The sequence below is a fragment of the Belnapia arida genome, assembly GCF_016773205.1.
Classification (GTDB): domain Bacteria; phylum Pseudomonadota; class Alphaproteobacteria; order Acetobacterales; family Acetobacteraceae; genus Belnapia; species Belnapia arida.
Genome location: NZ_JAETWB010000006.1, coordinates 159,220 through 178,102, shown reverse-complemented (window position 1 = coordinate 178,102; position 18,883 = coordinate 159,220). Strand labels below are relative to the sequence as shown.

20 protein-coding genes are annotated in these 18,883 nt (G+C 70.1%); 12 read left to right on the top strand and 8 right to left on the bottom strand.

Annotation, left to right across the window (positions count from 1 at the left end):
* Positions 1 to 43: 43 nt before the first annotated feature.
* Both JMJ56_RS15335 and JMJ56_RS15330 read right to left on the bottom strand, forming a co-directional pair.
* Positions 44 to 1,654 (bottom strand): ABC transporter substrate-binding protein, encoded by a 1,611-nt coding sequence (locus JMJ56_RS15335; RefSeq protein WP_202832625.1) that lies wholly within the window; start codon positions 1,652 to 1,654, stop codon positions 44 to 46.
* A 69-nt stretch (positions 1,655 to 1,723) separates the two neighbouring features.
* Positions 1,724 to 2,449, bottom strand: coding sequence for a class I SAM-dependent methyltransferase (locus tag JMJ56_RS15330; protein WP_202832624.1), 726 nt, complete (start codon positions 2,447 to 2,449; stop codon positions 1,724 to 1,726).
* A 62-nt stretch (positions 2,450 to 2,511) separates the two neighbouring features.
* On the opposite strand from JMJ56_RS15330, the gene gloB reads away from it, so the two are divergent.
* Complete coding sequence (gene gloB / locus JMJ56_RS15325; protein WP_202832623.1) at positions 2,512 to 3,240, top strand: hydroxyacylglutathione hydrolase; 729 nt, start codon at positions 2,512 to 2,514, stop codon at positions 3,238 to 3,240.
* A 32-nt stretch (positions 3,241 to 3,272) separates the two neighbouring features.
* Complete coding sequence (locus JMJ56_RS15320; protein ID WP_328702389.1) at positions 3,273 to 3,677, top strand: cupin domain-containing protein; 405 nt, start codon at positions 3,273 to 3,275, stop codon at positions 3,675 to 3,677.
* A 61-nt stretch (positions 3,678 to 3,738) separates the two neighbouring features.
* Here JMJ56_RS15320 and JMJ56_RS15315 read toward each other — a convergent pair whose 3' ends face one another.
* Positions 3,739 to 4,734 (bottom strand): ATP-grasp fold amidoligase family protein, encoded by a 996-nt coding sequence (locus JMJ56_RS15315; RefSeq protein ID WP_202832622.1) that lies wholly within the window; start codon positions 4,732 to 4,734, stop codon positions 3,739 to 3,741.
* Between the two features lie 176 nt (positions 4,735 to 4,910).
* On the opposite strand from JMJ56_RS15315, the gene JMJ56_RS15310 reads away from it, so the two are divergent.
* Complete coding sequence (locus tag JMJ56_RS15310; protein ID WP_202832621.1) at positions 4,911 to 6,137, top strand: MFS transporter; 1,227 nt, start codon at positions 4,911 to 4,913, stop codon at positions 6,135 to 6,137.
* Positions 6,134 to 7,231: a mandelate racemase/muconate lactonizing enzyme family protein gene (locus JMJ56_RS15305; RefSeq protein WP_202832620.1), complete on the top strand. Its 1,098-nt coding sequence runs from the start codon at positions 6,134 to 6,136 to the stop codon at positions 7,229 to 7,231. Before JMJ56_RS15310 ends, JMJ56_RS15305 begins: the two co-directional genes overlap by 4 nt.
* 38 nt (positions 7,232 to 7,269) lie before the next feature.
* Here the strand turns inward: JMJ56_RS15305 and JMJ56_RS15300 are convergent, their stop codons facing one another.
* The 5 genes from JMJ56_RS15300 to rpsU form a co-directional block, all read right to left on the bottom strand.
* Positions 7,270 to 8,463 (bottom strand): pyridoxal-phosphate-dependent aminotransferase family protein, encoded by a 1,194-nt coding sequence (locus JMJ56_RS15300; protein ID WP_202832619.1) that lies wholly within the window; start codon positions 8,461 to 8,463, stop codon positions 7,270 to 7,272.
* 90 nt (positions 8,464 to 8,553) lie between these two features.
* Positions 8,554 to 9,102 carry a carboxymuconolactone decarboxylase family protein gene (locus JMJ56_RS15295; RefSeq protein ID WP_202832618.1) on the bottom strand — a complete coding sequence of 183 codons (549 nt, stop codon included), beginning with the start codon at positions 9,100 to 9,102 and terminating at the stop codon, positions 8,554 to 8,556.
* Between the two features lie 4 nt (positions 9,103 to 9,106).
* The gene (locus JMJ56_RS15290; protein WP_202832617.1) at positions 9,107 to 9,979 is read right to left on the bottom strand and encodes an MBL fold metallo-hydrolase; all 873 of its coding nucleotides are present in this window, start codon (positions 9,977 to 9,979) and stop codon (positions 9,107 to 9,109) included.
* Positions 9,980 to 9,993: 14 nt separating this feature from the next.
* Positions 9,994 to 10,623: a glutathione S-transferase family protein gene (locus JMJ56_RS15285; protein WP_202832616.1), complete on the bottom strand. Its 630-nt coding sequence runs from the start codon at positions 10,621 to 10,623 to the stop codon at positions 9,994 to 9,996.
* Between the two features lie 79 nt (positions 10,624 to 10,702).
* A complete protein-coding gene (gene rpsU / locus JMJ56_RS15280; RefSeq protein WP_007006360.1) occupies positions 10,703 to 10,906 on the bottom strand; it encodes a 30S ribosomal protein S21 in 204 nt (67 codons plus the stop codon).
* Between the two features lie 213 nt (positions 10,907 to 11,119).
* On the opposite strand from rpsU, the gene def reads away from it, so the two are divergent.
* From def to rpoD, 8 genes are all read left to right on the top strand, one after another.
* Positions 11,120 to 11,623, top strand: a complete 504-nt coding sequence (def, locus tag JMJ56_RS15275; RefSeq protein WP_202832615.1) for a peptide deformylase — start codon at positions 11,120 to 11,122, stop codon at positions 11,621 to 11,623.
* Positions 11,620 to 12,201, top strand: a complete 582-nt coding sequence (locus JMJ56_RS15270) for a COQ9 family protein (protein WP_202832614.1) — start codon at positions 11,620 to 11,622, stop codon at positions 12,199 to 12,201. The genes def and JMJ56_RS15270 overlap by 4 nt, the downstream gene beginning before the upstream one ends.
* A gap of 58 nt (positions 12,202 to 12,259) precedes the next feature.
* A complete protein-coding gene (locus JMJ56_RS15265; protein WP_236037792.1) occupies positions 12,260 to 13,051 on the top strand; it encodes an HpcH/HpaI aldolase family protein in 792 nt (263 codons plus the stop codon).
* Positions 13,052 to 13,174: 123 nt separating this feature from the next.
* On the top strand, positions 13,175 to 14,212 hold the full coding sequence (locus JMJ56_RS15260; RefSeq protein ID WP_202832613.1) for an extracellular solute-binding protein: 1,038 nt from the start codon (positions 13,175 to 13,177) through the stop codon (positions 14,210 to 14,212).
* Between the two features lie 13 nt (positions 14,213 to 14,225).
* Positions 14,226 to 14,414 carry a (2Fe-2S)-binding protein gene (locus JMJ56_RS15255; protein WP_202832612.1) on the top strand — a complete coding sequence of 63 codons (189 nt, stop codon included), beginning with the start codon at positions 14,226 to 14,228 and terminating at the stop codon, positions 14,412 to 14,414.
* A gap of 86 nt (positions 14,415 to 14,500) precedes the next feature.
* Positions 14,501 to 14,995, top strand: a complete 495-nt coding sequence (gene bfr / locus JMJ56_RS15250) for a bacterioferritin (protein WP_043364636.1) — start codon at positions 14,501 to 14,503, stop codon at positions 14,993 to 14,995.
* Positions 14,996 to 15,011: 16 nt separating this feature from the next.
* Positions 15,012 to 16,865: a DNA primase gene (gene dnaG / locus JMJ56_RS15245; RefSeq protein ID WP_202832611.1), complete on the top strand. Its 1,854-nt coding sequence runs from the start codon at positions 15,012 to 15,014 to the stop codon at positions 16,863 to 16,865.
* Between the two features lie 62 nt (positions 16,866 to 16,927).
* Positions 16,928 to 18,853 carry an RNA polymerase sigma factor RpoD gene (gene rpoD, locus JMJ56_RS15240; RefSeq protein ID WP_202832610.1) on the top strand — a complete coding sequence of 642 codons (1,926 nt, stop codon included), beginning with the start codon at positions 16,928 to 16,930 and terminating at the stop codon, positions 18,851 to 18,853.
* Positions 18,854 to 18,883: the final 30 nt, after the last annotated feature.

Below are 18,883 nucleotides of genomic sequence, written 5' to 3'. Positions count from 1 at the left end.
GGCTGGCATGGCCGCTGCCGCTCCGGGCTTCGCGATGGCGTGGTTACGCCAGCGTGGTGAGGTCCTGGAACCAGTGCTGCGCCTGGGTGTAGCCACGCACCTTGTTCGAGGCGGCATGCGGGTTGGTGTCGTGCACGACGAAGACGAGCAGCGCCTCATCGACAGCCTTCTCATGGACCTTCGCCATCAGCCGGTCGACCTCGGCGGGGTCGAAGGTCTGCATCGCGGTGTCGATCAGGAGGTCCATCTCGGCATCGCGGTAATGGCTCCAGTTCACCCCCGTGGGGGCGATCTGCTTCGAGTGGAAGAAGCGGATCAGCGCATAGAGCGGGTCGCTCGTCACATAGGCGACGTTGTTGGCGGTGACGTTCCGCGCCAGCTCGCCGGCAGCGCCCTGGCGCCAGCAGGTGTAGAGCACCTCGAGCTCGACGGGCTCGAACTCCACCTCGATGCCGACCTCGCGCCAGCTCTGCTGGACGTATTCGTTCATCGGCATCGACAGCATCTGGCCGCTGCCGCCGGTCGCCACGATGAAGCGCGTCCTCAGCGGGTTGCGCGGCGAGAAGCCGGCCTCCGCCAGCAGCCGCCGCGCCTCGGCGGGATCGTGCCTGATCCTGAAGCCCGGGTTGCCGAACCAGGGCGAGCTTGGGTCCACCACCCCGACCGCGGGCTTGGCCAGCCCGTTCATCAACGCCACCACCCCGTCGCGGTCGATGGCGAGGTTGGCCGCCTTGCGGAGGCGGATGTCGCGCCAGGGCGAGTTCTCCAACAGGCTCAGATGGTAGTTCCAGACATGCGGCGTGACGTTCTCGATGATCCGCGCGCCGGACTGCCGGAGGCGCGGGACGAGGTCGGGCGCCGGCGTCTCGATGAAGTCCACCTGCCCGGTGAGGAGGGCGTTGCTGCGCGTCACCGCATCGGGCGCGCAGACGAGGATGATGCGGTCCGCCTTCGGGATGCGCTTCGGGTCCCAGTAACCCGTGTTGCGCACCAGCTCCGCGCTCGCCCGCGGCGTCAGCTTCGCCAGGCGGAAGGGGCCGGTGCCGGAGGGCTCGGAGGCGAACCGCTCCCAGCTCCGGCCAAGCTTCTCGTACTGCGCCGGCGAGGAGATGAGGAACCAGAGCATCTGGTAGGGGAAGATGCTGTCGACCGCCTTGGTGGTGACCTCGACCGTCATCGCGTCCAGCTTGCGCCAGGAGGCGACGGAGGGGAGCCGCGGCCTGACCTGCGCCGCCTGCCGGTTGTCGAAATGCGGCGCCTGGGGGTTCAGGACCTTCTCGAAATTCCAGACGACGGCATCGGCGTCGAAGGCCGAGCCGTCGTGGAACCGCACGCCCTCGCGCAGCCGGAAGACCCATTTCCTGCGGTCGGCCGGGTCGGCCTCCCATTTCGTGGCGAGGCCGGGCACCAGCTTCCCCGGCCGATCGGCAACGTCCATCTCCCAGGCGACCAGCGGGTCGTAGATGGTGTGCCCGGTGAACTGGTAGGCGCCGGCGCCGCGATCCGGCTGGCCAGTCGTTTGCGGGATGTCGGCCATGGAGATGCCGTAACGGATCACGCGCTCGGCCTGGGCGGCGGCCGGTGCGGCTGCCCAATCATTGGGCGCGAGGGCGAGGCCGGAAGCGCCGAGAAGGGCGCGGCGGGTGAGGGACATGCGGGAACCCCGGGCTTGCGTATCGCCCGGTCACTGCAAATCGCGTGCCGACCGGCCCGTGGCTGGCTGCTACGCCGTCTCCGCCACCACCACGCGCCGCCGCCGCGCCGCCGCCGGCACCGCCCCGGCCGGGATCAGCTCCGAGAAATCCTTGGTCGCTTCCATCAGCGTGACCCCGCCGAAGCCAGGGCAGAGCCTGCTGCCGAGCCGGTCCCAGGCACCCGCGCCGCGCAGCAGCAGGCGGGTGCGGAAGGGCGGGACGAAAAGCGCCGAATCGCGCCGCGTCACCGCGAAGAGCTGGCGGCGCAGCAGGCGCTCCAGCTGCCCCGTCGAATAGGGCTCGCCATGGCCGAAGGGCGTGCGCTCGAGATGCGCCCAGAGGCCAAGGCGGTTCGGTGCCACGATCAGCAGCCGGCCGTCATCCCTCAGCACACGCCAGGCCTCGCGCAGCAGACGGCGGGCATTCTCGGCATGTTCCAGCCCATGCACCAGCAGGATGCGGTCGAAGCACAGGTCGGGGAAGGGCAGGGCCTCGCCCTCGCCGATGGCGGTGCGGCTGCGGGCGCTGCGCGGCCAGCGCCATTCCGGCAGATGCGGCGGCAGCAGGCTGACGCAGCGCGCCCCGCCCCGGTGCCAGATCCGCAGGAAGGGGCTGGCATAGCCGAGGCCGAGCAGCGCCGCCCCACGCGGCAGCTCCGGCCAGGCCAGGCGCAGCCGCTCGCGCAGCAGGCGCGCGGCGACAAGCCCCGCCGGGGTGGCATAGAAATCCCGCAGGCCGTGGACCTCGTGGCGCATGGGGAGGATATAGGACGAATCGGCCCCGGAGTTCACGGGGCAGCGTGAAGGAGGTCCCCGCCATGCCGGTCTCGGCCACTGCGATTCCCTGCCTCTCCGACAATTACGCCTGGCTTCTCCGCGACGCGGCGACCGGGACCGTCGCCGTCTGCGACCCGGGCGAGGCAGGGCCGGCGATCGCCGCGCTGGAGGCGGCAGGGGGGCGCTGCGACCTCATCCTTCTGACCCACCATCATGGCGATCACATCGACGGCGTCGAGGAGGTCCGCGCCCGCTTCGGCGCCAAGGTCGTGGGCGCCGCCGCCGATGCCCACCGCCTGCCGCCCCTCGACCTCGCCCTCAAGCCCGGGGAGACGGTGGCGGTCGGCGCGACGAAGGGCGTGGTGATCGACACGCCCGGCCACACCGTCGGCCATATCGCCTTCCATTTCGCCGAGGGCGACGTGCTGCTCTGCGGCGACACGCTCTTCTCCCTCGGCTGCGGCCGGCTTCTGGAGGGGACGGCGGCGCAGATGTTCTACTCCCTCGAAGCCCTCGCCGCCCTGCCGGAGGCGACGCTCGTCTGCTGCGGCCATGAATACACCGAGAGCAACGCCCGCTTCGCCCTCACCGTCGAGCCCGACAACGCCGCCCTCCAGGCCCGCGCCGCCGAGGTGAAGGCCGAGCGTGCCGCCGGCCGCGCCACCGTGCCGACGACCATCGGCGAGGAGAAGGCCGCCAACCCCTTCCTCCGCGCCGGCGACGTGGCTCGCCTCGCCGCCATCCGCACCGGCAAGGATAATTTCCGCTGAACCTCCGCGACCCGGGGCTGGAGGCTGCGGCGGTGATCGCCGCGCTTGGCCTCCGCCCGCATCCCGAGGGCGGGCATTACCGCGAGACCTGGCGCGATGCGCCCGGGGATGGCGCGCGCGGTGCGGGAACCTCGATCCTCTACCTTCTCGCGGCCGGGGAGCGAAGCCACTGGCACCGGGTCGATGCCGCCGAGGGCTGGCACTGGCATGCCGGCGCGGCCCTGGCGCTCGGCCTCTCGACGGACGGCAGGACCATTGAGGAGATCGGCCTGGGGCCGGATCTCGGCGCCGGGGAGCGGCCCTTCGCCCTGGTGCCGGCAGGCTGGTGGCAAGCGGCGCGAAGCCTCGGCGCCTGGACGCTGGTCGGCTGCACCGTCAGCCCGGCCTTCCGCTTCGAGGGGTTCGAGATGGCGCCGCCCGGATGGGCGCCGGGCTGAACGGCCCGGCTGCCGGTGGCGGAGGCCCTCCAGGCCGCGCCCGGTATGATCCGGCCGAGCGTCAGCCCGGCGCGGGATACTCGGTGGGCGCGCGTAATCGGCCACCAGAGACGGCCCTGGTCCTGTCGCGCTGGCGCAGTCCCTCTTCCCACATCTCGCCTACCCTGAGGTCCTTCTCGTAGGAGCCCAGCGAGAGCGAGGCGGCGCCCGTATAGTGCGTCAGCTCCCCGAAATAGGGGCGCCCGTCGATCAGGTAGAAATCGACGCGGACGGCATCGAAGGGCGCGGCGAGCCGCGCGGCAAGGTCGCAGAGCCCGCGCGCTTCGGGCGGCGGAGGCGGGTCGTCGGGGAAATTGGCCGGATGGAAGGAGCCGAGGTCGAGCGGCTCCAGCGTCTGCGGGTCGTAGTAGAAATGCCGGTCGGCGGGGGTGAACCGGCCGTGGATCACCTTCAGCAGCCGCGGCTGGCCGCCGAAGCAGAAGAGCTTGTAATCCTCCGGCACGCCGCCGTCGCGGCCGCGCAGGAATTCCTCGACCAGGATGCGGCGCGGAATGTCGCGGTAGCCCCATTCCCGGGCGCGCTCATAGTAATTCTCGGCCATCCAGCCATCGAGGGTGCGGATCGCCTCGGCGCGGTCCTGCTTCGCCTTGTCGGGCACGATCAGGTTGTAGGCGCTGCCGTGGTTGGTCTTGGCAACGAAGCTGCCGGGCAGGTCGTCCCAGGGAATGTCCCGCGCCCGCTCCCAGATGCCGAGCAGCGGCACGAGGTAGTCGGCGTTGATCCGCTCCGCCACCCAGTCGCGCACCCTCACCTTGTCGAGGGTCAGCGGGATCAGCGGATTGCGGTCGTTCAGGATCTTGTGGGCGATGCGCTCGTTGAAGGTCCGTGGATGGCGGAAATCGGGTTCGTAGCCGAGCGAGGCCCGCAGCGTGTTGCGCAGGCGTCGCTCGACGCGCAGGCGATCGAGCCAGGGAATCCGGTCGGCGGCAAAATGAAGGGCGGGGCGCAAGGAATGCGCCAGCCAGCCATGAATGCGGCTGGGCTTGTCGACGTGCAAAGCTCTCTCCCAAATCAGGGTGCCCGGCCCCGCGCTCGCCGGGCCTGCGCCGCATCAACGGCCTGGGCTCCTCCCTGTTCCCTGACGGCCGGATTACGTCGTTGCAGCCATGGCGTCTGGCCAGCACGCCGCGGCCGCGCCACCATGCGGGAAAGCGCCGGGAGGAATCGATCCGCGTGACCGCATCCGCGGCAGGAGAGCCGCAGCTCTTCGCCATGCCGGACTTCCGGCGACTCTGGTTCGTCGGGCTCGTCATCTTCCTGGTTCGCTGGCTGGAGACGCTGGCCGTCGCGCTCTTCGCCTGGCAGGCCACCGGCTCCGCCTTCCTCGTCTCGATGCTCGGGATGTTGCGCGTCCTGCCGATGGGGCTCTTCGGCGCCGTGCTCGGCGCGGTGGCGGAACGGGTGGAGGCCTGGACGGCGCTGCTCGGCATCGTCCTCGTCAGCCTGGTGACCTCGCTGGTCCTCGCCCTGCTGGCCCTGGCCGGGATGCTGGAGGTCTGGCACCTCGCCGTGGCCAGCTTCATCAACGGCCTCTCCTGGGCCGCCGACAACCCGGTACGGCGCGTGATGGTCGGCGAGGTGGCGGGCGCCGCGCGGATGGGTGCCGCCATGTCGGCCGATGTCGGCAGCAACAACGCCAGCCGCATGCTGGGGCCTACGCTCTCCGGGCTGATCTTCGCCGCGGTCGGCATCAGCGGGACCTTCATCGTCTCGGTCGGGCTGTATGGGCTGGCGGTGGTGGCGATGCTGCGGCTCCGCTACCGCAGCGGCGTCCGGGCCGCGGACGGCACCGGCGTCGGCGCCCGCATCCGCGAGGGGCTGGCGGCGGTGCGGGCCGACCCGCGGCTGTCCGGCACGCTGCTCGTCACCATCATCTTCAACATCTTCGGCTGGCCCTTCACCAGCCTGATCCCGGTGGTGGCGGCCGATCGCCTGCAACTCGGGCCGGAGGCGGTCGGCGTGCTCGCCAGCATGGACGGCGTCGGCGCCTTCCTCGGCGCGCTCGCCGTCGCCGCCTGGGTGCGGCCGCCGGTCTACGGGCGCTGCTATCTCGGCGGCATCACGATGTTCTTCCTGATGCAGATGCTCTTCGCGCTGGCGCCGCACCCCTGGGCGGCGGGGGCGGCGCTGCTGCTGACCGGCTTCGGCCAGGCGGGGTTCAGCATCATGCAGGCGACGCTGGTCTACCGGCTGGCGCCGATCGCGCTGCGCAGCCGCGTGCTCGGCCTGCTCTCGGTCTGCATCGGGATCGGGCCGGTCGGCTTCGTCCATATCGGCCTGCTGGCCGACTGGCTGGGCGCGCCCATGGCGGCGGCGATCAGCGGGGCGGAGGGGTTGCTGGCGCTGCTGCTGACGCGCAGGCTCTGGCGGCACATCCCGAACGGGGAGGAACGACCGTGAACGACCTGACCATCCGCGCCCTGCGGACGACCCTGCTGCGCCTGCCCTGGCCGGAGGATCCCTGGCTGGCCGGGCATCCGCTCGGGCCGATGCGGGATCTCGTGGTGGTCGAGGTCGAGACCGCATCCGGCATCACCGGGATGGGCTACCTGCACCTGCTGACGCTGCCCCTGCAACGCACCATCGGCCTCTGCATCGAGGAGGCGATGGCACCCCGCGTGATCGGCCGCAGCGCGACGGAGGTGGAGGGCATCTGGCAGGATCTCTGGCGGATGAGCGTCACCGGCGGCCGTGGCGGCGTGACGATGATGGCGCAATCGGCCATCGACATCGCGCTCTGGGACATCCTCGGCAAGTCGGCGGGCCTGCCGCTGCATCGGCTCTGGGGTCACGTGCGGAGCACCATTCCCGTCTATGGCAGCGGCTGCTTCCGCGGCTCGCTCGGCGAGGGGATGGCGGCCAAGGCGCGGCATTTCGTCGAGGGCGGCTACAAGGCCATCAAGATGCAGGCGGCGCATATCGGCGACTGGCGGCAGGATGTCCGCAATCTCCGCATGGTGCGCGATGCGGTCGGGCCGGATGTCGAGATCATGATCGACATCAACATGGGCTGGACGGCGGACCAGGCCATCATCGCCGGCCGCGCCTTCGAGGAGTACGACCCCTACTGGATCGAGGAGCCGGTGCTGCCGGACGATTTCTCGGGCTATCTCCGCTGCGCCGAGGCGCTGACGACGCGGGTGGTCGGCGGCGAGACGCATTTCGGCCGGGCCGACCTCAAGCCCGTGCTGGAGAACCCAAGGCTGCCGATCCTGCAACCCGATCCGATGCGCGGCGGGCTGACCGAGCTGCGCAAGATCGCAACCGTCGCCGACACCTGGGGGATGACGATCGCGCCGCACCTCTTCCCGGAGCTGAACGTCCACCTGCTGGCCAGCATCCCGAACGCCGCCTGGGCGGAGCAGATGGGGCTGCTCGACGATCTCTGGGTCGAGCATCCGCGGATCGAAGCGGGGATGATCCATGCGCAGGAGACGCCGGGGCACGGCCTTGCCTTCCGGCCGGAGGTGATGCGGGACTTCGTGCTGAAGTAGGGGAGGATGGTCCGGGCAGCCCGGCCATCCTCATGGCTTCAGTCGGCCAGCGCCGCGATCGCCGCGTCCACGCCACCCGGCGCATGCGGCACGCCGGCCACCCGCATCGCCAGCTCCACGGTCGAGAGCGTGCCGAGGATCATCGGCTCGTTCAGGTCGCCGAGATGGCCGATGCGGAAGACCTTGCCGCCGAGCGGCCCGAGCCCGCCGCCGAGCGAGACGTTGAAGCGCTTCAACGCCACCGCGCGCAGGTCGTCGGCATTGAAGCCCTCCGGCATCAGGATCGCCGTCACGCTGTCGGAGTAGCGGGCGGGGTTCAGGCAGAAGAGCTGCGGGCCGTTGTTGCCGGACCAGTGCTGCACCGCCGCCCGCACCGCCTGCGCCAGCCGGTGATGCCGGGCGAAGACGTTCTCCAGCCCCTCCTCCTGCTCGATCAGGCGGAGGCTCTCCTGCAGGGCGTAGAAGAAGCTGACGGGCACCGTGCCGACGAAGCTTTTGTGCGGCCGCGCCAGCATGTTGGTCCAGTTGAAGTAGTGCTTCGGCAGGCGCGAGGTCTTGTGCGCCTCCATCGCCTTGGCGGAGACGCCGTTGAAGCTCATCCCCGTATGCAGCATCAGCCCCTTCTGGCTGCCGCCGACCGAGGCATCGACGCCCCACTCGTCCATGCGGAAGTCGAGCGAGCCGAGGGAGGAGATGGTGTCGGCCAGCAGCAGCGCCGGGTGGCCGGCGGCGTCGATGGCGGCGCGGATCTCCTGCACCGGCAGCGTCATGCCCGTCGCCGTCTCGTTGTGGACGACGCAGACGGCCTTGATGGCATGGGTGCGGTCGGCCGCCAGCGCCGCCTGCACCGCGGCCGGGTCGGCGCCGCGGCGCCAGTCGGCGGCGACCGTCTGCACCTCGAGGCCGAGGTCCTTCGCCATCTTCGCCCAGGATTCGGAGAAGTAGCCGCTCTCGACGATCAGCACCGCATCACCTGGTGAGAGCAGGTTGACGAGGCAGGCTTCCCAGGCGGCATGGCCGGAGCCGGTATAGAGGAAGATGTTCTGCGTGGTCTTGAGGACGCGCTTCAGCCCGTCGATGCAGGCGGTATAGACCTCGACGAAATTCGGGTCGTTGAAGTCGACGGTCTGGCGAGCGCCGGCCAGCAGCACGGAGTCCGGGATATTGGTCGGTCCCGGATTGGCGAAGAACTGGCGGCCGCGGGGCTTCCGGGCAGGCTGCGTGGCGCTCATGGCGTCCTGATCCCCCAAGATGATATTATCCCCTGGTCATCCCATGGCGGGGGACGGTTGCCCAGTGGGAAGATTGGGGCGCGCCCTCCCTCAGCCCGCCGGAAGCGGGAAGGCCTCCAGGTGGCGCCGGTAGCTCTCCTCCACATCGATCTCGAAGCTGGCCAGCAGCCGCACCACGGCGCAGTAGAAGCTCGCGGTCACCACCAGGTCGGTGAGGCTCGCGGGGTCGAGCTGCGCCGCGAGTTCGGTGAAGGTGGCGGGACCGATGGCGCCCTCGTACAGCTCCCGCGCCGCCCGCAGGCAGAGCCGGGCCAGCGGCTCGAGCGTCGAGTCCCCGCCGCGGCTCTCGGCGATCAGCCCGGCGATGTCGTCGTCGGTGACGCCGAAATCGTAACCGATCTTGATATGATGCGACCACTCATAGGGTGAGCGTGCCTGCCAGCCGATCTGCAGGATGACCAGCTCGCGCAGCCGGGCGTCGAGCGTCGTGCCATGCCGCAGATACTGCCCGAGCGTGCCGAAGGCCCGCGCCGCCGCCGGGTTGTGGGCCAGGATCTTGTGCAGGTTGATGTCGCGGGCGAGCAGTGTCTGGTCCCCGGGCGCGAGGTCGGCCTTCTCCAGATAGGGCAGGCGGGCCATGTGCTCACTCCTCGAGGAAATTGTAGTGGAAGCCATCCGCTGCGGCCGCCACGCGCCCGGCGGTCCGCCCGGGGAAGTGGATGGGCAGCACCACGGTCGGCGTATCCGCCACCTCGGCAAGGAAGCGCCGGCGGGAGGCGATGCCCTGCTCCGCGTTCCAGTCGAAGATGGTGGACCAGGCAGGCTCCCGGATTTGCAGGGCGTGATGCATCAGGTCCCCGGTGACGACGGCCCGCTGGCCGCCGGAGGTGATGTTCACGCAGCAATGGCAGGGCGAGTGGCCCGGCGAGGGCGAAAGATGGATGCAGTCGTCGAGGGCGAAGTCGTCATCGACCAGCAGCGCCTGCCCGGCCGCGACCACCGGCTCGCAATTCATCCGCCAGACCTGGCCGGGCGGGGTGGCGCCGCGCTGCGTGGCTTCCTCCCAGGCGGCGTACTCGCCCTTGTGGAACACGTATTTCGCACGCGGGAAGGTCGGCACCCAGCGGCCGTTCACCAGGCGGGTGTTCCAGCCGCAATGGTCGATGTGGAGATGGGTGCAGAAGACGTAGTCGATATCCTCGAAGCGCAGCCCCTCGGCGCGGAAGCCCTCTAGCCACGGCGCCTTCGGGAAGTCCATCGGCGGAGGAAAGCCCTTGTCCTCGCCGGTGCAGGTGTCGACGAGGATGGTGTGCTTCGGGGTGCGGACCACGAATGTCTGGTAGGTGATGACCATGCGGCCGCTCACCGGGTCGAAGACGACCGGGTCCATCTCCGCGAGGAACTGCCGGCCGCGCACCGGATCGTAGGCCGGGAACATGTCCTCCGGCCGGCGCCAGGGCCCGTCGCGCTCGATGATGCTGGTGATGGTGACGTCGCCGATCGTGAGGCTCTGCATGGCCGCGCTCCCCCTCAGGCGTCGATATGGGCGGTGGCCTGGACGGCTGGCCGGGCGCTGAAGGCCGCGTGCCAGGAGGCCAGCCGCGGGCTCGGGCTGCGCCAGTCGAATTCCGGCCAGCGGAAGTCGAGATAGGAGAGGCTGCAGCCGATCGCGACATGGCCGATGTCGTAGGGCGTCGCTTCCAGCTGCGGCACCAGCGCCTCGAGCGCCGGGATCACCGCGGCGCGCTTGACCTCGAAATTCTCGATGATGACGGCGGAGGGTTGCTCCCGCAGCGACTCGCCCCGCCAGAGCAGCAGCATCTCCATGAAGCCGGTGCCGAGGGCATGGCGCTGCATGGCATCGATCCGCGCCGGGCCAGGCGCGGGAAAGAGCCGTGGCGCCTCGCCGAGGCCGTCGAGGTACTCGCAGATGACGATGGAATCGAAGAGCACCCCGCCATCAGGCATCACCAGGGTCGGAATGCGGCCGAGCGGGTTGCGAGGCAGGAGGCTCCGCTCCGTCCGCGTCAGGGCGACGACGGCCGGGATGCGCTCGATCCGGTCCGCGAGCCCGCGCTCATGCGCGCAGACCATCACCTTCCTGACGAAAGGCGACCGGCTGGACCAGTAAAGCTGCAAGCTGGGCGGCGGTGGCGCCATGGAACTCTCCCCCCGTTCGTTGAGGGGAGTGTGCCCTGACGCGCCGCGGATGCAAGCCGGGGAAGCGGCTTGCGGAGGCTTAGAAGCCCTCGCGCTCCAGGCGCTTGCGCTCGACCTTGCGGGCGCGGCGGACGGCCTCGGCGGCCTCGCGGGCGCGGCGCTCGGACGGCTTTTCGTAATGGCGGCGCAGCTTCATCTCGCGGAACACACCCTCGCGCTGAAGCTTCTTCTTGAGCGCCTTCAGCGCCTGGTCGATGTTGTTGTCACGAACGACGACTTGCACGCGGCCTTGCCTCCATGGGCTTGACGAAGAAACAGGAATCGCCGCTCAGGGGGCGCGGTTGCAGGCGGCTCGGTCGAAGCCGGCCACCCTCGCCATCCCCACCCTGATGCGGAGGGGTAATTCCCTAGCATGGGAAGGGCCGGTGCGGGAAGCCCCCTCCCACTCCGGCCCGCATATCCCCAAATCGGGCGGGACAGCCGGAGGAGGGCAGCCGTGGCCATATTGAAGATCGCTCGCATGGGCCACCCGGTGTTGCTGCGCGAGGCGGAGCCGGTGGACGACCCGACCCATCCCGAGATCCGCCGGCTGATCGCCGACATGGCCGAGACGATGCTGGATGCTTCGGGCATCGGCCTCGCCGCGCCGCAGGTCCATGTGCCGCTCCGGCTGTTCGTCTGGCGCGGGCCGACCGGTGTCGCCGTCCTGGTCAATCCGGAGCTGGAGCCGCTCGGCGAGGAGGCGGACCTGGCCTGGGAGGGCTGCCTCTCCATCCCCGGCCTCCGCGGCGCGGTGGAGCGGCCGCGCCGAATCCGCTATCGCGGCCTCGATGCCGAGGGAAATCCGGTGGAAGGCGAGGCGGAGGCGATGACGGCGCGGGTCATGCAGCACGAGACGGACCACTTGGACGGCATCCTCTATCCGATGCGGATGACCGACCATTCGCTCTTCGGTTTCACCGAGGAGCTGGCCCGCGCCGCGGGGAGTCCCTCACGATGACCGAGCGCAGCGACATCCGCGATGCGGCGGTGCGGGCCATGCTGCCCCTCGCCGCCGATGAGGGCTGGAATTGGGGCACGCTGCGGGCCGGCCTCGCCGCCATCGGTGAGGACCCGGCGCTGGCGGAGAGCCATTTCCCCTCGGGGCCCGTAAGCGCCGTTGCCCACTGGATCGACCTCGCCAACCGCGAGATGGAAGCGGCCGCCGCCGCGGAGGACATCGCCGCCCTCCGAGTCCCGGCACGCATCCGCCGGGTGGTGGAGCTGCGGCTGCGCGCCACGGCGCCGCACAAGCGGGCGCTCCGGCGGGCGCTCAGCCTGCTTGCGCTGCCCTGGAACACGCCCACAGCGCTCCGCACCACGGCGCAGACGGTGGATGCCATGTGGCATGCGGCGGGCGACGCCTCGGCCGATTTCTCCTGGTACACGCGGCGGGCGACGCTGGCCGGCGTCTATGGTGCGACGCTCGCCTATTGGATGCGGGACGACGACCCGGAGGTAGGGGACGCCCTCGACTTCCTCGACCGGCGGCTCGCCGACGTGGCACGCCTGGGCAAGCGGCGGCGGCGCGCCGCCTGATTGACCGCCGGCACGGGGCATGGTGCGCTTCTCCGCAGGACGGACGGAGGAACGCGCCATGGCCATCGTGCCGAACCATGCCCGGCAGCGGATGCAGGGGGGCGAGGTCTCGCTCGGCTTCGGGGTTCACCACCTGCGCGGCAGCGCGGTCGGCATGATCGCGGCGGCGACCGGCTATGACTGGCTCTTCATCGACATGGAGCACGGCGCCGCCTCGGTCCATGAGGCGACGCAGATCGCCATCGCCGCACTCGGCCAGGGCATCACCCCCATCGTCCGCTGCTGCAAGGATGCGCTTTTCGAGGGCACGCGCGCGCTCGACAACGGCGCCATGGGCGTCGTCGTGCCGCATGTGGACACGCCGGAGGAGGCGAGGGCGGTTGCCGCCGCCTTCCGCTTCCCGCCCCTCGGCACCCGTTCCTGGGGCGGGCCGCCCTTCGCCTACAACTTCCAGCCGCCCCCGGTTGCCGAGGCGCAGGCCGAGCTGAACCGCGAGATTCTCGTCTCCTGCATGATCGAGACGCCGGAGGCGGTCGAGAATGCGGACGTGATCGCCGCCGTCCCCGGCATCGACGTGCTGATGATCGGCACCTCGGACCTCACCGCCTCCATGGGCATCCCCGGCCAGATCGGCCATGAGCGGGTGCAGGCGGCCTATGCCAAGGTGGCGGCGGCCTGCGCGGCGGCGGGCAAGGTGCTCGGCATGGGCGGCGTCTACGACGAGACCTGGGCCGCGGCCTACATCAAGCTCGGCGCCCGCTTCATCCTCGCCGGCTCCGACCACACCCTGCTGATGGCGGCGGCCGGCGGGCGGAGCCGCTTCCTACGCGGGCTGCGCGCGGCGGGTTGAGCCGGATCAATGCGGGGTGGCGGGCAGTCGGGCATGTTCCGCCTGCGCGCTGCGGAAGTTACTTGCGAATGGTTCTCACTGCCATTATCAAGCCCGCAGCGCCAGTCCGGAGAAGACGTCAGCATGCCTGCCCGCCCGACGCGACGCCTGCTTGCCCTCGCCGCCGCCGCCTGCCTCGCCGCCTGGTCCGGCCAGGCCGCCGCCGAGGAGGTCAACCTCTATTCCTCGCGGCATTACGACAGCGACCGGGCGCTCTATGAGGAGTTCACCCGCGAGACCGGCATCCGCATCCGCCTCATCGAGGGCGATGCCGACCAGCTGATCGAGCGCATCCGCAACGAGGGCGCGAACAGCCCGGCCGATGTCTTCATCACCGTCGATGCGGCGCGGCTGGCACGCGCCGCCTCGGCCGGCATCCTGGCGCCGCTGCGCTCGCCGGTGATCGAGCAGCGCGTCCCGGCCGGGCTGCGCGACCGCGACGGCCAGTGGTTCGCCGTCTCCACCCGGGCGCGCGTCATCATGTACGACAAGGAGCGCGGCGTCGCTGAGGGGCTCGTGCGCTACGAGGACCTGGCCGACCCGCGCTTCCGCGGGCAGATCTGCGCCCGCGCCTCCAGCCATCCCTACAACACCAGCCTCGGCGCCTCGGTCCTCGCCGCCAACGGGCCGGAGCGGACGGAGGAATGGGCCAAGGGCTTCGCCGCCAACCTCGCGCGCCCGCCCCAGGGCGGCGACCGCGACCAGTTCCGCGCCATCCCGGCCGGGCAGTGCGGGCTCGCCATCGCCAATACCTACTACCTCGCGGCGATCGGTGCTTCCGAGCGCGCCGAGGACAAGGCGCTGTTCGCCCGCATCGGCGTCATCTTCCCGAACCAGGCGGCGGGAGACCGCGGCGCGCATGTGAACATCTCCGGCGCCGGTCTGGTGAAGACCGCGCCGAACCGCGCCGCCGCCGTGCGCTTCCTCGAATACCTGACGAGCGGCCCGGCGCAGGAGCGCTTTGCCCTCGGCAACATGGAATACCCGGCCGTCGCCGACGCGCCGCTGCACCCCGCGTTGCGCGCCATGGGCAGCTTCCGGCCCGAGCCGGTCGATGCCGAGCGCACCAATGTGAATGCCACGCAGGCGCTGCAGATCATGCAGCGCGCCGGCTGGCGCTGAGGGAGAGGCGGCGATGATCCTCTGCCTCTGCAACGCGCTCTCCGACAAGCAGGTCACCGAGGCGGTCGAGAAGGGCGCGAGCAAGCCGCGCGACGTCTATGCCCATTGCGCCTGCAAGGCGCAATGCGGGACGTGTACGCGAATGATACTCAATATGATCCGTGACTTAGCCGCGCCCGTGGTGCAAACTCCGGCTTCCTGACGCCGCGTTCTGCTATACAAGTCGGCTCATCCTCAGCGCGCGCCAGGGGCCCATGGCTCCTGGCGCCCTTTCGTGCCGGAGCCGCCATGAAGGCCGACCCCAAGGTCATCGAGCATCTGAACACCCAGCTCACCAACGAGCTGACGGCGATCAACCAGTACTTCCTGCACGCCCGCATCCTGCGGCACTGGGGCGTGACCAAGCTCGGCGCGCACGAGTACAAGGAATCGATCGAGGAGATGCGCCACGCCGACTGGCTCATCGAGCGCATCCTCTTCCTCGGCGGCCTGCCCAACCTGCAGCGGCTGAACCAGGTGCTGGTTGGCCAGACCGTGGAGGAGATCCTCCGCGCCGACCTCGCCATCGAGGAGAAGGCGACCGGCGACCTGCGCGAGGGCATCGCCTATGCCGAGAGCGTCCGCGACTTCGTCTCGCGCGACCTGCTGCTGAAGATCCTCGCGAACGAGGAGGAGCATGTCGACTTCCTCGACCGCCAGTTCGACCTCATCAAGCTGATCGGCATCGAGCGCTACATCCTGCTCAACAGCGCCGCCGCCCCGGACCAGCACGAGGCGGACTGACAGCCGCGCCCGGCCGATGGCCCTCCCGCCCGCCTTCCTCGAGGAGCTGCGGGCCCGGACGCCGCTGCCGGGCCTGATCGGCCGCAAGACCCGCCTCGCGCGGAACGGGCGGCAGTGGAAGGGGTGCTGCCCCTTCCACAACGAGAAGACGCCGTCCTTCTACGTCTATGACGACCACTTCCACTGCTTCGGCTGCGGCGCGCATGGGGATGCGATCACCTTCCTCATGCGCGCCGAGGGCGCCAGCTTCCCCGAGGCCGTCGAACGCCTCGCCGGCGAGGCGGGGATGCAGGTGCCGAAGGCGACGCCCCAGGCCGCCGAGCGCGAGCGCCGTGCGAAGGACCTCTACGGCGTCTGCGCCGCGGCCGAGGCCGCCTTCCGCCGCCGTCTGATGCTGCCCGAGGGCCGCGCCGCGCTCGACTACCTCCGCCGCCGCGGCCTGACGGAGGCGACCATCGCCCGCTTCGGTCTCGGCTGGTCGGGCGAGGGCAGGGGGGCCTTGGCCGCCGACCTCAAGGGCGAGGGCATCACGCCCGAGCAGCTCGTCGCCGCCGGGCTGATGAAGCCGCGCGACCCGGACCGGCCGGAGGCAGGGCTGGTCGACATGTTCTTCAACCGCGTGATCTTCCCGATCCGCGACCGGCGCGGGCGGACGATCAGCTTCGGCGGCCGCATCCTCGGCGACGGCCAGCCGAAATACGTCAACGGCCCGGAGACGGAACTCTTCTCCAAGCGCCGCAGCCTCTACGGCCTCGACCTGGCGCGGGAAGGCGCCTTCCGCGGCGCCACGGTCGTCGTCGTCGAGGGCTATATGGATGTCATCGCCCTGCACCAGGCCGGCTTCGGCGGCGCGGTCGCCCCGCTCGGGACCGCGCTGACGGCCGAGCAGATGGACGCACTTTGGCAGGTCTCGCCGGAGCCCGTGCTCTGCTTCGACGGCGACGCCGCCGGCGCCAAGGCCGCCTTCCGCTCCGCCGAGCTGGCCCTGCCGCTGCTCGCGCCGGACCGCAGCCTGCGCCTGGCGGTGCTCACCGGCGGCGAAGACCCCGACACGCTGGTGGCGAAAGGCGGCCCGCCTGCCTTCGAGGCGGTACTTGCCGGGGCGAAGCCGCTCTCCATCGCGCTCTACGACCTGCTGGCCGGGACGAGCCCGCCGGCGACGCCGGAGCAGCGTGCCGCCTTCCGCCACCGACTGGACGCGGCGGCGAAGAGTATCCCCGACAAGACCCTCTCCAGCGAGTACCGCCGGGCCTGGCTCGACCGCTTCTTTGCCGAGGGTCGCGGCGCCCGCCCGGCTTCGGCCCCGCGCCCGGCCTGGACGCCGCGCGGAAAGCCGGGCGAGCTGGCTTCCATCCGCGGCCTGCTGCGCCCTGCTATCGACCACGACGCGATACGTCTGGAGCGTGCGCGCAACCTTTTGGCGATCCTTCTCCACCATCCCCCCCTGCTGCCCGAGGTGGATGAGGCCCTGGCCTCGCTCGACCTGCCACAGGGAGATTGCTCACAGCTCAGGGAGGCGCTTCTCACATGGCTTCCCGACGCCGATCACCTTGACTCGACGAGGCTGATGGACCACCTCCGACAAGCGGGATGCGAGTCTGTCGCGTCCTGGGCGAGCAGGAAGCAGGGGCTTTGCCAGGCCGCCGATCCCGAGGCGCAGCCGAAGGAGGCGCTGGAGGCCTGGTGGCATTTTTTCAGCCTGCTGCGGGGCAAGGCGGAGTTGGACCACGATCTGGCCGAGGCTCGGAGAATGCTGGAAGAAACCAACGATCCGCAAGCCCAGCATCGTTACGTGCTGCTGCTCGAAGCGCAGCGCGCCCTGCTGAGCGGCGAGGCCGGGGATCAGGCCCAGCCGGATACTATATTATAGAGAGATCGTCGCACGGGCGCCCACCCCCTTCGGGCCGCCCGTCGCAGGCATGGAGCGCAGGCATGGCGAGCAAGGCCGCAGGTGGTACGGATACGGTCGAGACGCGTGACGAGGTTGTGGAGGGTGTCCTCCTCGACACGATGACGGCGGCCGTCAAGAAGCTGATCGCCCGCGGCAAGGAGCGGGGCTATGTCACCTATGATGAGCTGAACGCGGCGCTGCCCTCCGACCAGGTCTCCTCCGAGATGATCGAGGACACCATGGCGATGCTGAGCGAGATCGGCATCAACGTGGTCGAGTCCGAGGAGAGCGAGGACGGCGAGGGCACCGCCGTCGCCAAGCCCGCTACCGAGGACAAGGAAGAGAAGGACGAGGAGGAAGGCGGCGGCAACGTCGACGAGGAGAGCCTCGGCCGCACCGATGACCCCGTCCGCATGTATCTCCGCGAGATGGGCAGCGTCGAGCTGCTCTCCCGCGAGGGCGAGATCGCGATCGCCAAGCGCATCGAGGCCGGCCGCGACATGATGATCGGCGGGCTCTGCGAGAGCCCGCAGACCTTCAAGGCCATCATCGCCTGGCATGAGGCCGTCCGCGCGGGCAAGATGCTGCTGCGCGACGTCATCGACCTCGAGGCGACCGCCGCCGCCGACAGCCCCGAGGGCGCCGCTCCGCCCGACCCGGACGAGGAGTTTGAGGAAGGCGAGGAAGGCGAGGGGCTGGGCCTCTCGCTCTCCGCCCTTGAGGAGAAGCTGAAGCCCGAGGCGCTGGCCGCCTTCGAGGCCATCGAGCAGGGCTACGCCCGCCTGCACAAGCTGCAGTCGAAGCGCATGGAGGCCTATTCCGCCGGCGAGGACCTGCAGGGCCGCTCCGAGAAGACCTACGAGAAGACGCGCCAGGAGCTGGTCGCGCTGGTGCAGAAGGTCCACCTGCACAACAACCGCATCGAGGAACTGGTCGAGCAGTTGAAGGCCCTCAACCGCAAGCTCACCAGCCTCGAAGGCCAGGTGCTGCGGTTGGCCGAGGGGGCCAAGGTGAAGCGGGAGGAATTCCTCCAGCACTGGCGCGGCAGCGAGCTGGACCCCGCCTGGTTCGACCGGCTGACCAAGCTGACCGGCAAGCCCTGGAAGGCCTTCATCGCCCGCTCGCGCGACGATGTGGAGGCGGTGCGCGCCCAGATGGGCGCCATCGCCAACGACACCAACCTGCCGATCGCGGAGTTCCGCCGGGTCTACGCCACCGTCTCGCGCGGCGAGCGGGACATGACCCAGGCGAAGAAGGAAATGATCGAGGCCAACCTCCGCCTCGTCATCTCGATCGCCAAGAAATACACCAATCGCGGCCTGCAATTCCTCGACCTGATCCAGGAGGGGAATATCGGCCTGATGAAGGCCGTCGATAAGTTCGAGTACCGCCGCGGCTACAAGTTCAGCACCTACGCCACCTGGTGGATCCGGCAGGCGATCACCCGCTCGATCGCCGACCAGGCGCGGACCATCCGCATCCCGGTCCACATGATCGAGACGATCAACAAGCTGGTCCGCACCTCGCGGCAGATGCTGCACGAGATCGGCCGCGAGCCGACGCCGGAGGAACTGGCGGAGAAGCTCGGCATGCCGCTCGAGAAGGTCCGCAAGGTCCTGAAGATCGCCAAGGAGCCGATCAGCCTCGAGACGCCGATCGGCGACGAGGAGGACAGCCATCTCGGCGACTTCATCGAGGACAAGGCGGCGATCATCCCGCTGGATGCCGCCATCCAGTCCAACCTGCGCGAGGCGACGACGCGGGTCCTGAGCAGCCTGACGCCCCGCGAGGAGCGCGTGCTGCGCATGCGGTTCGGCATCGGCATGAACACCGACCACACCCTGGAGGAGGTCGGCCAGCAGTTCAACGTGACGCGCGAGCGCATCCGGCAGATCGAGGCCAAGGCACTGCGCAAGCTGAAGCATCCGAGCCGCTCGCGGAAGCTCCGCAGCTTCCTCGACAACTAGGATGAACATCGCGGCGGAGCGCGTGGGATG

Bases quoted from the DNA above. Each gene is read 5' to 3' on its own strand.
- JMJ56_RS15330 (WP_202832624.1), bottom strand. From the start codon at position 2,449: ATGCGCCACGAGGTCCACGGCCTGCGGGATTTCTATGCCACCCCGGCG.
- rpoD (WP_202832610.1), top strand. From the start codon at position 16,928: ATGGCGAGCAAGGCCGCAGGTGGTACGGATACGGTCGAGACGCGTGAC.
- JMJ56_RS15290 (WP_202832617.1), bottom strand. From the start codon at position 9,979: ATGCAGAGCCTCACGATCGGCGACGTCACCATCACCAGCATCATCGAG.
- JMJ56_RS15335 (WP_202832625.1), bottom strand. From the start codon at position 1,654: ATGTCCCTCACCCGCCGCGCCCTTCTCGGCGCTTCCGGCCTCGCCCTC.
- JMJ56_RS15260 (WP_202832613.1), top strand. From the start codon at position 13,175: ATGCCTGCCCGCCCGACGCGACGCCTGCTTGCCCTCGCCGCCGCCGCC.
- gloB (WP_202832623.1), top strand. From the start codon at position 2,512: ATGCCGGTCTCGGCCACTGCGATTCCCTGCCTCTCCGACAATTACGCC.
- JMJ56_RS15255 (WP_202832612.1), top strand. From the start codon at position 14,226: ATGATCCTCTGCCTCTGCAACGCGCTCTCCGACAAGCAGGTCACCGAG.
- JMJ56_RS15300 (WP_202832619.1), bottom strand. From the start codon at position 8,463: ATGAGCGCCACGCAGCCTGCCCGGAAGCCCCGCGGCCGCCAGTTCTTC.
- bfr (WP_043364636.1), top strand. From the start codon at position 14,501: ATGAAGGCCGACCCCAAGGTCATCGAGCATCTGAACACCCAGCTCACC.
- JMJ56_RS15295 (WP_202832618.1), bottom strand. From the start codon at position 9,102: ATGGCCCGCCTGCCCTATCTGGAGAAGGCCGACCTCGCGCCCGGGGAC.
- JMJ56_RS15285 (WP_202832616.1), bottom strand. From the start codon at position 10,623: ATGGCGCCACCGCCGCCCAGCTTGCAGCTTTACTGGTCCAGCCGGTCG.
- JMJ56_RS15265 (WP_236037792.1), top strand. From the start codon at position 12,260: ATGGCCATCGTGCCGAACCATGCCCGGCAGCGGATGCAGGGGGGCGAG.
- JMJ56_RS15270 (WP_202832614.1), top strand. From the start codon at position 11,620: ATGACCGAGCGCAGCGACATCCGCGATGCGGCGGTGCGGGCCATGCTG.
- dnaG (WP_202832611.1), top strand. From the start codon at position 15,012: ATGGCCCTCCCGCCCGCCTTCCTCGAGGAGCTGCGGGCCCGGACGCCG.